Origin of the sequence: Paludibacterium sp., assembly GCF_019232825.1 — a bacterium.
Classification (GTDB): domain Bacteria; phylum Pseudomonadota; class Gammaproteobacteria; order Burkholderiales; family Chromobacteriaceae; genus Paludibacterium.
The window spans coordinates 19,176-30,904 of sequence record NZ_JAFAND010000093.1 but is presented as its reverse complement, the minus strand read 5'-3'; the positions used below and the strand labels follow the sequence as shown (position 1 = coordinate 30,904).

Genomic DNA, 11,729 nt, shown 5'->3' with positions numbered 1-11,729 from the left:
TCCTAGACCGCATCAACCGCCGCCATGAACGTATCGCAGCCATCGAAACCACTAGCGGACAGCGGCGGCAGGTGAGGCAGCCGCGGCTACCGGCGCCTTCGGCGCGGCAGGGTCAGGCTGCTTACTCGGCGCCGCGCCAGGAAACTCGCTATCCTCCAGCGTTTCAACCGCGCGGGTCGTGCCAACGCTCAAGCACTCGACCATGGTCGTCAAGACCGCGCTGCGCATCCCGTCCGACCCGAACGCCTTCTGGATTTTATGCACCACCGCGTCGGTCGCGGTATTGGCGCGAATCTCCACCCCGCGCGCTTGAAACACGCCCGCCTTGTGGTTGAGGAACATCTGCCGGCTCCATAGCGGCACTTTGACCGCTTGATCGGCCGCGGCGGTTCCCAACGCGGCGCCGACAATCGCCAGCGGCACCATCGCCGCCGGCCCCGCGGGCGTACCGGCCGCGCTCAGCGTTGCGCCGAGCGCCGCGCCGGCGCCTTTGGCGAATTTACCCGCCTTCTTGTTCTTAATCGTCTCCCGGTGCGCATGCGCCTTTTCTTCCAACTCGTTGAGTTTTTTTAGATGCGCATCGGAGCCAATTTCGAAACGCTCGCGCCCCTTGCCGTCCAGCTTGCTTTTCGGTTGCTCAGGCTGCGTTTCCGCAGGCGCGGCCTCGACTGACACCGCTCCGGAGGCTGCCGGCTTACTGGTCTCGAACGCGGAGATAGCCGACGGCAGCGGCACAGCGGCGGGATCAGGCTTGGCCGGCGCGGCCGGCGCATTGGCGCGAACGTGATTACCAGCTTCGGGCACCGACTGGCTGCGCGTCATCGAAATGGATGTGATAGTCATAGTGATCTCCTTTGTTATGATTTAGTCAGTGCAATTGATCCATCAGCGCCGAGGCGCGCTGATACAACCCTGGCGCGGTGGCATGCGTGGCGCACAGGTCCAAGCAACGGCGCAAGGCTTCGCGCGCACCCTCGCGCTCCTCCAGCGAAGCCTGGCACTCGGCGACACGGAATAACGCGCCCGGGTCTTGCGGCGACAAATCGGCCGCCGACGAAAAATGCATCAATGCCGACGCCGATTCGCCCAACTGCTGCAGCGCACTCCCCAACGCCAAGTGCAGTTGGCCATCATCGGGGCGAAGAAAGGTCAGTAAGAAAAAGGCACGCGCGGCGGTGCTGTATTCCCCCGCCTGATAAGCTTCAGCGCCCTCGCGGTAGCATGCCGCCATGTCTTGCGGCGCCAACGCCAGCGCATCGGCCAAATTGGCGTGACCATCGAGCAAAGCCAAGTAGTCGTCGGCAAACACTTCGTCATCGAGCGCTGCCGTCACTGCGTATTTCTGGCATAGCGCGCCGGGAAAGACCGGAATATCCATGCAATCCTCCTTGTGCAATCGCTGTCATTTCAGCGAGACCATTGAGCCATGCCACCACCGCGCCAATCCTGCGACACTCTGATCAATCAATGAGCGATACCGATATTGCTGACAGCCAAACCGACAAAGCCGCGCAATAGGTAGGAAAATAGGGACAGTCAACAGCAATGTGACGCACCAAGCGCCGTCAGCGCCCACTAAGACAAAAGCCCCGGCCATCGGATGAACCCGATTGCGCTCAGCGAACAAAAAACGGAAAAACCGCGAGAAAATACCGCAGACGGCGCCATTCACACGCCGCGGCAGAAGAACCGAACTTTAGGACAACGCCGGAAAGTCGCTGACACAACAAGGGATTAGCATCATCGATATCTCCGCAGAGGTTCGACATGCTAAAGATCGCACCACGGCCACATTCCATTGCCAGCCAAATCGACACACCGCCCACGCCGACGGCGTCACCGCCAGCCGGCATCGTCAGCGACCGACAGACGATCGAACGGCTGACCGGCCTCGCCGCAAAACACCTGGCGCCACTGCAGCAGTTCGCCCATGACAGCGGACTCATCATTGCCTTCCGCCCCGTCGAGCAGCTTGCCACCGCCTATATCGATGCCGGCTATCCGAGTAAGAATTTTCATATCAAAGGCAAGAGCGCGAACTGGGGACCGATGGCGGGCCTCATCCCGATAGACCAGGCGCTGAGCAAACTAGCAGGACAAAGCGCGCGCATCGGCAAATTCAATAGCCAGACACAACAATGCCTACAGGAGGGTCACGCCGTCGCCGGCAATGTGGAACTGCCGTCCTGGCGCCTGGCCGAGCTGACGGAGAAAGGGCTGATCCACATCGAGGGCGGCCGCGATGCCTCCATGCTCAAGCTGCATGCCAAGGCACCCGATGGGAGCCGCCACGTCTTTCACGCGGAAAAGACCGCCGGCGGCTACCGCGTGACCTGCCAAGGGGAACCCGTGCAGGTCTTGTGTCAGCCGGAAAGCGGCCTGCCGCTCACCGCCGACTATGACCTGATGCTGGTGGCGCCGTCGATCGAACACTATGGCGGCGAGGATATTCCACCCATCGCCGATGTGACCTATAGCCATTTCCAAGCGCGCGTGGCCGGCTACAAACAGACGCCGGACAAACTCTTGGCGGCCTGGCCCGGCCCGAAACAGTTCTACGCCGCCGAATTGCCGGAGCTCGGCAACGCCAGCGCGCGCGTACGCGACCTCATCCTTCCGCTCAACCAGGCGCTGGACTGCCAGCCCGGGCGCGAGCTGGTGCACCACAATATGGATGCCACCAGCCCGGCCGCCGACCCCACCGGCAACTACCCGGTCACGCTGTTTCTGCCGCACGCGCTCGGCGGTCTATCCGGCACATTGCTGATCGAGGATGCCGCGGCGCTCGCCCAGGTCATTACCCAAGCAAAAAACGCCGGTTACCAAGTACCGATCAACCCGCTATGGGAACCGACGCTGCAAGGCATCCGGCGCGGCGATTACGACCATGCCCTGACAATCTGGCGCCAACGCGGCTAACGCGCCGCCTTTACCAGCCGCCGCCAAGCGACTGAAACAACCCGACCAACGCCAGCGATCGCGACGCGCGCGCTTGCACCCAGGCGTCGGTGGCTTGCTGCAGCTGGCTATCGGCCTGCAGCGCATCGAGTTCGGCCGCCTCACCCACCGCGACGCGGCGCCGGGTCAGGTCAAGCGTGCTCGCCGCCGTTTGGCGCGCACCGCCAACCGCATCGAGCCGCGCGGTCTCGCGATCGAAGCGCATCAACGCCGTCTCGGTATCCGACAGCGCCTGCAGCACCGCCTTGCGGTAAGCCGCCAGCGCCGCGTCGTAAGACGCTTGGCTCGCCTTGAGCTGGTTCGTCAGCGCGCCGCCGGTCAACAGCGGCAGCGACAGCGCCGGCCCGGCGCTCCAATAGCGGCTGGCCCCTTCGGTCAGTTGCCCCTGATGGATGGCGTCCACGCCGAAAGCGCCCACCAGCGAAAAACGCGGATACTGCGCCGCCGTGGCCACGCCGACGTCGGCGCTGGCAGCCGCCAGATCGCGTTCGGCACGCTGCACGTCCGGCCGGCGCAACAACAGGTCCGAGGGTAGACCGACGCCGAATACGCCCCGCGGATCGGGCAGCGGCGCCTCGACGGCCAGTTCGGCGTCCAGCGCGCGCGGCGCCTCCCCGGTCAGCAGCGCCAGCGTATCCAGGTCGGTGCGCATGCCCGCCTGCAGTGGCGGCAACGCCGCCGCCGCGCTTTGGACCGCGGCCTGCGCCTGATTGACCGACAGCTGGCTAGCCTCGCCCACCGCCATCTGCAAGCGCGTCAGCCGCAGCGATTCATCCGTCAGCGCCAGGTTGCGCGCCGCCAGTTGCGTACGCTGCTGCTGCATGCGCAGATCAAGATAGTTGCGTGTCACGTCGGCGGCGGTCGCCAACCGCGCCGCCCGCACCATCGCCTCGACGCCGCCTGCCCGCGCCGTGGCCGCCTCGACCGAGCGGGCGTTGTAGCCGAACAGATCCAGCTCCCATGACGCCGACAAACCGGCACGCGTATCGGTGAATTGGTTTTGCGGATGGGCGAACGGGATATTGGCGAACTGCTCGCCGTTGAGGCTCAGACGGTCATGCGTTTGCTGCGCCGACAGCGACACTTGCGGCCAGTCCGCCGCGCCGGCCGCCTGCGCTTGCGCCCGAGCCTGGCGCAGGCGCGCCCAGGCGGCGCGCACATCCAGATTCTGCCGCTCGGCCCGCTCGACCAAGCCATCGAGCACCGGATCGCCGAACGCGCGCCACCAGTCTTGCGCGGGCGCCCCCTCATTCAACACCGTGCCCGCCACGCCAAAATGCGCCGGCACATCGTCATCTTGCGGACGCTGGTAATCCGGCCCGACCGCGCAGCCCGCGAGGCCCGCCGCCAATAGCACCCATCCCCATTTCATTTTCATGCCGCTTACCTTTCGCTTATGCCACCCGGCGCCGGAATACCGTGTATGCCGTTGCCAGCGTCAACACGGCAATCAACAACAGCGGCCACAAGCTCGGCCACACCAAGGCAGCGTCGAATTGCTTCAAGAACAAGCCTTTGACGATCACGATAAAATGCCGCAGCGGATCGATGAAACTCAGATAGCGCAGCAGCGCCGGCATGTTCTCCACCGGCGCCAGATAACCCGACAGCACCACCGCCGGCACCATGAAGCTGAACACGCCTAGAAACGCCTGCTGCTGCGTGGCGCACACCGATGAAATCAGCAGGCCGAAACCCACCAGCGACAGGCCATAGCACAGCATCGCCCCGTAAAGCAGCCACAGCGAGCCGGTGAACGGCACACCGTAACCCCACACCGCCGCCGCGGCGATGATACTGCCCTGAATCATCGAGACGATCAGCGCCGGCACTGCTTTGCCCACCATGATCAGCCCTGGCGTCAACGGCGAGACCAGCAGTTGCTCGAACGTGCCCTCCTCGCGCTCGCGCGCCAGCGACAGCGCGGTCACGATCATCGCGCCGATGGTGGTGATGATCGCCACCAGACTCGGCAGCACAAACCAGCGGTATTCGAGATTCGGGTTATACAAATTCTGCACCACCACCGCGGAGGGCGGCGCCGCGCCGCGTGCCGCCAACTGATCGTCGACGTAGCCGGTGACGACCGTCTGCACGTAGCCGAAAGCGATCTGCGCCGCGTTGGAGCGGCGGCCGTCGATCAGCGCCTGCAGCGGCGCCGCCCGCCCCGCCGCGAGGCGGCGCGAGAAGTCCTCGGGAAAACGCAGCGCCAACAGCGCGCGCTGCTCGTCGATCGCCTCGCGCAGCGCCTGATCGCCATGCACCAGCAACACGTGCGAAAAGGCCCCGGTGCTGGCCAAGCGCTGAATCAGCTCCACCGATGCCGCGCCGCTATCCTGATTGAGCACCGCCAGGGTGCTGTTCTTCACCTCCAAGGTGGAGGAAAACGGGAACACCAACACCTGGATCAACACCGGCATGATCAACAACAGCCGCCCTTGGCGGTCGCGCAGCAGGCTTTGCAGTTCCTTGACGATCAACGTCCACAAGCGGTAGCCCATGTCGCCCCCTAATCCAGCCGGCGCGCCGTCTTCAGCGCCACGAGTCCGAGCCAGAACAGCGCCGACACCAATAAGAACGCCATCTGCCGCCACAGCACCGGCCATACCTGGCCGGCCTGGAACAGCGTCTGCAGCGCGCTGACGAAATAACGCGCGGGAATCAAATAGGTCACCGCGCGCACCGGCGCCGGCATGCTGGCAATCTCGAAAGCGAAGCCCGACAACATCGTCGCCGGCAGGAATGCCGCGTTGAGCGCCGCCTGCGCGGCATTGAACTGATTGCGCGTCACGCTCGACAGCAGCAAGCCAAGCCCCAAGGCGCTGCCGAGAAACAGACTCGACACCACCCACAACACCAATAGCGAGCCGTGGAACGGCACGGCCAGAATCCACACCGCCACCATCAGGCAGATCAGCATCGACACCATGCCCAGCAGGTAGTACGGCAGAATTTTCGACAGCAGCAACTCGGCTTTGGTGACCGGCGTCGACAGCAGAGCCTCCATCGTGCCGCGCTCCCATTCGCGCGCCACCACGAGCGAAGTCAACAGCGCGCCGATGATGGTCATGATCACCGCAATCGACCCCGGCACCAGGTAATTGCGGCTCACGGTCGACGGGTTGAACCAATAACGCGGCGCCATCTCGATCTGTGACGACACTTGACCGCCCGCGGCGCGCGCGCGCTCGGTCAGCCACACCTGCCACAAACCTTGCACGTAGGCGGCGACGAAATGCGCGGTGTTCGGTTCGGCGCCATCGGTCATCAGCACCACCGGCGCGGTCGTATTTCTCGTCGCCAGCCGGCGGGCGAAATCAGGCGCCAGCACCACAACCCCGCGCACCTTGCCGGCGCGCAGCCATTCGATCATTTCTTGCCGCGAATGGCCGTACACCGCTTGAACATACGGCGAGCCATAGAGCGCGTCGGCAAAGGCCTGCGACTCGGCGGTGGCGTCCTCGTTGACGATGCCGATGCGCATGCGGCTGGCGTCCAAACTCACGCCGAAACCAAAAATGAACAGCAGCAGCACCGGCAGAATAAAGGCAATCAATACGCTGCTCGGATCGCGCACGATCTGATAGCTCTCTTTGCGGCATAGCGCCATCAGCCGGCGCCAGGAGATCCGGTTCATGATGCCGCCTCCCGCGCCGCGTCGCTCGCCGCCACCAGATGGATGAAGGCGTCTTCCATCGTCGGGTCAGGCAGCGCGCTGCTAACGGCGCGCGCCTTCAGGTCATCGGGCGAGCCGGTGGCGATCATCTGACCGCGGTATACCAGCGCGATACGGTCGCAGTATTCGGCCTCATCCATGAAGTGCGTGGTCACCATCACCGTCACACCCTTCTCCACCAGGCCATTGATATGGGTCCAGAATTCGCGCCGCGTCACCGGGTCCACGCCCGAGGTCGGTTCATCCAGAAACAAGATCGCCGGCGCGTGCATCAACGCGCATGCCAGCGCCAGGCGCTGCTTGAAACCGAGCGGCAGATCGTTCGGCACCGTGTCCAGATACGGTCCGAGCGCGAACACCCGCACCATCTCGTCGATCTTGGCGCGCTGCGCCGCGCCCCGCAGGCCATAGACACCGGAAAAGAAACGCAGGTTGGCCGCCACCGACAGCTTGCCGTAAAGCGAAAACTTCTGCGCCATATAGCCCAGCCGCTGCCGCGCCTGGCTCGCGCTCTTTTTCAGGTCGATGCCCATCACCTGGGCATCGCCCGAGCTGGGCGTCAACAGGCCGCACATCATCTTGAAAGTGGTCGACTTGCCGGCGCCGTTCGGTCCGAGCAGACCGAAAATTTCGCCACGCGCGACTTTGAACGTGACATGGTCCGTGGCGACGAAATCGCCGAAGGCACGCGTCAGCGCGCGCGCCTCGATCACCGCCTCCGCTTCCACACCCGCAGGCAACGCACTGGCCGGCATCACCTCGGCCAGCACCGATTCCCCACCGGGCCCACCGCCCAGGATATCGATGAAGGCATCTTCCAGCCGCGGCGCCACCTCGACCAGTTCGGCCTCGGGGCCGGCGCCGCAGGTGGCCAGATCCGGCAAACGGCCGGCCTCGGCCAGTACCAGACGCACCGCGCGCCCTTGAATCACGCCATCGATGACCGCCGGATCGGAAAGCGCGCGCGTCAACACCCGGCGCCGGTTGCCGGCGATACCGCGTATCTGCATGCTGCGCCCGGCCATGCGCCGTGCGAGTTCGGCCGGCGTGCCGTCGTACGCCATGCGCCCGGCATTCATCAGCCGCACTTCATGGCAGAGCTCGGCCTCGTCCAGGTACGACGTGCTCCACACCACCGCCATGCCTTCGTCCGCCAAGGCATTGACCATGCGCCACAGCTCGCGGCGCGAAATCGGATCCACCCCCACGCTCGGCTCATCCAGCAGCAATACCTTGGGCCGCCCCAATAGCGCGCAGGCTAGACCCAGTTTTTGCTTCATTCCGCCGGACAGTTTGCCCGCCGGCCGCGCGGTAAACCGGGTGAGATCGGTAAACGTCAGCAGTTGCTCGAAACTTTGCCTGCGCGCCTCGCCCACCACCCCGCGCAAATCGGCGTACAGCACCAGGTTTTCCAACACGGTCAGGTCTTCGTACAAGCCGAACTTTTGCGGCATGTAACCCACCACTTGGTGCAGCGCCGCCGCCTGATGGATCGGATCGAGACCCGCCACCCGCAAACGCCCGGCGCTCGGCCGCAACAGCCCGGCAAACATCCGCATCAGCGTGGTCTTGCCGGCGCCGTCCGGCCCCACGAGCCCGGTGATCTCTCCGGCGCGCAATGTCGTCGACAACGCCGCCACCGCCGGCTCCGCCAATCCCGGGAACCGTCTCTCCAAATCCTCGGCGACGATCATTCCGTCCATGTCACTGTCCGTTGGCCAAACGCACCGTCACCGGCATGCCCTGACGCAAGCCGCTGTCCGGATTCGACACTACAACCCGCAGCCGGTAGACGAGCCCCGTACGTAGATCCGGCGTCTCCACGTTCTTCGGTGTAAATTCGGCGCTGGGCGACACGTAACCGACAACGCCGTGGTACGGTTGATCCGGTCGACCGTCGGTGGCCACCCACACTTTGGTGCCCGGCGCCACGCGGCCCAAGTCCGGCTCGGACACATAGGCGCGCACCCACACCGGCGCGTTCAACGACAGCGTGAATAGCGTCGCGCCGGCCGGCAGTATCGCCCCCGCCTCGGCCGCGCGCGTCATCACCACGCCGCCCTGCGGCGCTTTGAGCACGGTATCGCTCAACTGCAGCCTGGCGCCGGCCAGCGCCGCCTCGGCCTGCGCCAGCGCCGCCTTGGCCGCGTCACGGTCTTCTTGGCGGTAACCACGGCGGTATTGCGCGTACTGCGCTTGTGCCGCCGCCCATTGCGCCCGCGCTTGATCGCGCGCCGAGAGCGCGTCGTCATAAGTGCGCTCGGCCGTCGCCCCCGTGCCGCGCAACGCCGCCTGCCGTGTCAGCGCCGCCTCGGCATCGGTCAACGCCGCTTGACGTTGCGCCACCGCGGCCGCGGTCTGCGCGACTTCCTCCGGTCGGTAGCCGGCTTCCATTTGCGCCACTTTGGCCTTTTGCGCCGCGACATTGGCCGCCGCTTCCGCCAGCGCGTGGCGATACGGCTCGTCGTCCAGCCGCGCCAGCGCCGCGCCGGCGGGCACGTTGTCGCCCTCATCGAATGCCAGCGACTGCACTCGCCCCGCCACGCGGAAACCCAGACTCACTTGGCGAATATCGACGTTGCCATACAGCAGCAACGGCGCCTGCGGCCGCGTCGCCGTCCATACTCCCCAGGCGGCGCCCGCCGCCGCCACAATGACCGCTACCGTTATCAGGATGCGTTTTCTCTTTTCCATGTTCACCCCTTAACCCTGATCCGCCCGCAACCCCTTCAAAGCCCAGTCAAGCCGCTGCTCGATCGCCGCACGATCCACCGCGAGCTCCCCCTCGATGCGCACCCAGTTTTCCGGCAAGCCCGGCATGCCGGCCAGCATTTGCGCCACCAACACCGGCCCACCCAACGTCGCCATCAAAAACAACATCTGCCGCAGCGGATCGGCGCGACAAAGCTCACCCGACTCCTGCGCCGCGCGGATGGCACGTAACAGCAATAGCGGGTGGCGTGCCTCCAGCGAGCGGACAAAAGCAATCACCACGGTTTCGCCCGCCGCCACGTCCTGCAACAAGTGCGCGACAAACACCCGATGCTCGACCATGAAACCCATGAGCTGCAGCAGCATCCCCCTCAGCCGCGCCAGTGGCGTCACACCTTGCTCCTGACGCCACTGCAGCTGAGCGAACAACGGCTGATACCAGGTTTCGATCAACGCTGACAAAAAAGCGTCACGGCTGCCGAAGTGATAGACGAAGCCGCCCGGATTGACCCCGGCGCGCGCCGCCAGCCCGCGCACCGTCAGACCGCGCAGTCCGGTTTCCCGCGCCATTTCCATGCCAACGTCTAGCAAAACTTGGCGTGTTGATGATGATCGATTAGTCATATTTCCATTTTATACATGCGTATAAATAATGCAAGTCGTATATTTTTAAGGAAACAAGGCCCTGTGCGGGCGATATTATGAAGGCCGGGCAATAAAACCACTGTCATCAGTTAGTCCGCACTAGTAATGTCATGTGAGTGAGATACAATCGGCCCCAATTAATATATAAATCGACAAAACAATACGGACGCGCATCCTTGCTGGTATTCGACATTCCCACCATCGCCGCCCTTGCCGTCGTCGGCAGCGCGGTTTTTTCCGCATGCTCGTTCGGTGTCTGGCGCCATTTGCCGGAGGAGCGCTGTCTGCGGGATTGGGGCATCGCCTTGGCTTTGCTCTGCCTGGGCGCGATCGAACTGTATTTGCGCAAGCCCGCCATTGCCGTCTGGACCATCCCTATCGGCAATGGCCTGTTCGCCGCCGGCGAATCATGGAAACTCGTCGCGCTGCGACGTCTGATGCGACGGCCGCAGCGCCGCTTCGAAACCTGGCTGCCGGTCGCCGCCTTCGTGATCGCCGCGCTGCCGTGCTGGTGGTACGTCGCCATTCAACCGTCTTTGACGGCGCGGCTCATCTGGGTTTCGTTCATCATGGGCTGCTGGTACGCCGGTTACGGCTGGACACTGGCACAACACCGCGACCACCAACTGGCCGGTTGGCTGCGGCTTACCATCGGGCTGCAGATCGCGGGTTTTCTGCTCTATTTCGCCCGCGCCTGGGTATCGCCTGCCGCCACGATCAGCCCCGATTACACAAAAACCACCAGCATGCTTATCGCCATGCCCGGTTTTTACGGGCTGCTGTTCAATATCTGGATGTCGCTCACCATGGTGTTGGTGATCTCCTCGCGCATGCACGACCGCATTGTCGAAACGCTGGGCTTCAACCGCGAAATCCTGGTCAACTCGCCGCTGGCCACCGCCGTCTACCGCGATGACGGCCACTGCGTGCTGGTCAACGACGCCTATGTGCAGTTGGTGGAAACGCCAAGGGCCGAACTGTTGGATCAAAATTTCCGTCATCTAGGGCGCTGGCGCGACGCCGGCCTGCTCGACGCCTGCGAGCAGGCGCTGGAAGCCCACCAAAGCGCCCGGTGCGAATTTCACACCACAACACCCTCGGGGCGTGCGATTTGGCTCGATTGCCGCATCCACCCGTCGTCGATCCTGGGCACCACCCATCTGCTGTTGCAATTCAACGATCTGACCGAGCGCAAACGTCTGGAGGATCAGCTGCGCCAGATGGCCTTCCACGACCCGCTGACCATGCTGCCCAACCGCCGCCTGCTGATGGACCGCATCCAGCAGGCGCAACGCACCAGCGAACGCCAAGAAAGCTACGCCGCATTGCTGTTCATCGACCTGGACAAATTCAAGCAATTGAATGACCGCCACGGCCACAGCGCTGGCGACCGGCTCTTGGTGGCGCTGTCCGAAAGCCTCAGTCAGACCGTGCGCAAGAGCGACACCGTCGCCCGCCTCGGCGGCGACGAGTTCGTGGTGATGCTGGAAGATCTCGGGCCTGACCGCCAACAGGCGCTCGACCATGCGCAAGACATGGCCATGGTGGTGCATCAAGCCGCCAACCGGTGCTTCAGCCTGGGCGACGTCGATTACTTCGCCTCGGCCAGCATCGGCATCCGCCTGTTCATCGGCACTCACGAGTCGCCCGAAACCCTGTTGCAAGACGCCGATAGCGCCATGTATCAGTCCAAACTCAACCTGAGCTTGCCGCGCTTTTACTAGTACTACCGTTGTAA

Annotated in this window: 10 protein-coding genes; 2 read left to right on the top strand and 8 right to left on the bottom strand. The window is 64.1% G+C overall.

Annotated features, from left to right (window positions below):
- Positions 1–51 precede the first annotated feature (51 nt).
- Together JOZ06_RS12420 and JOZ06_RS12415 are read right to left on the bottom strand one after the other, a co-directional pair.
- Positions 52–843, bottom strand: a complete 792-nt coding sequence (locus JOZ06_RS12420) for a hypothetical protein (protein ID WP_293232859.1) — start codon at positions 841–843, stop codon at positions 52–54.
- Between the two features lie 25 nt (positions 844–868).
- The gene (locus JOZ06_RS12415) at positions 869–1,378 is read right to left on the bottom strand and encodes a hypothetical protein (RefSeq protein ID WP_293232858.1); all 510 of its coding nucleotides are present in this window, start codon (positions 1,376–1,378) and stop codon (positions 869–871) included.
- A 389-nt stretch (positions 1,379–1,767) separates the two neighbouring features.
- On the opposite strand from JOZ06_RS12415, the gene JOZ06_RS12410 reads away from it, so the two are divergent.
- Positions 1,768–2,919 carry an anthrax toxin-like adenylyl cyclase domain-containing protein gene (locus JOZ06_RS12410; RefSeq protein WP_293232856.1) on the top strand — a complete coding sequence of 384 codons (1,152 nt, stop codon included), beginning with the start codon at positions 1,768–1,770 and terminating at the stop codon, positions 2,917–2,919.
- Positions 2,920–2,929: 10 nt separating this feature from the next.
- On the opposite strand, the gene JOZ06_RS12405 is transcribed toward JOZ06_RS12410, so the two are convergent.
- Genes JOZ06_RS12405 through JOZ06_RS12380 form a run of 6 tightly spaced genes read right to left on the bottom strand, consistent with a single transcriptional unit; the run spans position 2,930 to position 9,970 of the window.
- Entirely contained in the window at positions 2,930–4,336 is a 1,407-nt protein-coding gene (locus tag JOZ06_RS12405) for an efflux transporter outer membrane subunit (protein WP_293232854.1), read from the bottom strand.
- 16 nt (positions 4,337–4,352) lie between these two features.
- Complete coding sequence (locus JOZ06_RS12400; RefSeq protein WP_293232852.1) at positions 4,353–5,459, bottom strand: ABC transporter permease; 1,107 nt, start codon at positions 5,457–5,459, stop codon at positions 4,353–4,355.
- 8 nt (positions 5,460–5,467) lie between these two features.
- A complete protein-coding gene (locus JOZ06_RS12395) occupies positions 5,468–6,595 on the bottom strand; it encodes an ABC transporter permease (RefSeq protein WP_366814758.1) in 1,128 nt (375 codons plus the stop codon).
- Positions 6,592–8,337, bottom strand: a complete 1,746-nt coding sequence (locus JOZ06_RS12390; RefSeq protein WP_293232850.1) for an ATP-binding cassette domain-containing protein — start codon at positions 8,335–8,337, stop codon at positions 6,592–6,594. Before JOZ06_RS12390 ends, JOZ06_RS12395 begins: the two co-directional genes overlap by 4 nt.
- 1 nt (position 8,338) lies before the next feature.
- Complete coding sequence (gene hlyD / locus JOZ06_RS12385; RefSeq protein ID WP_293232848.1) at positions 8,339–9,328, bottom strand: secretion protein HlyD; 990 nt, start codon at positions 9,326–9,328, stop codon at positions 8,339–8,341.
- A 9-nt stretch (positions 9,329–9,337) separates the two neighbouring features.
- A complete protein-coding gene (locus JOZ06_RS12380) occupies positions 9,338–9,970 on the bottom strand; it encodes a TetR/AcrR family transcriptional regulator (RefSeq protein WP_293232846.1) in 633 nt (210 codons plus the stop codon).
- Positions 9,971–10,167: 197 nt separating this feature from the next.
- On the opposite strand from JOZ06_RS12380, the gene JOZ06_RS12375 reads away from it, so the two are divergent.
- Positions 10,168–11,715 (top strand): sensor domain-containing diguanylate cyclase, encoded by a 1,548-nt coding sequence (locus JOZ06_RS12375; protein ID WP_293232844.1) that lies wholly within the window; start codon positions 10,168–10,170, stop codon positions 11,713–11,715.
- Positions 11,716–11,729: the final 14 nt, after the last annotated feature.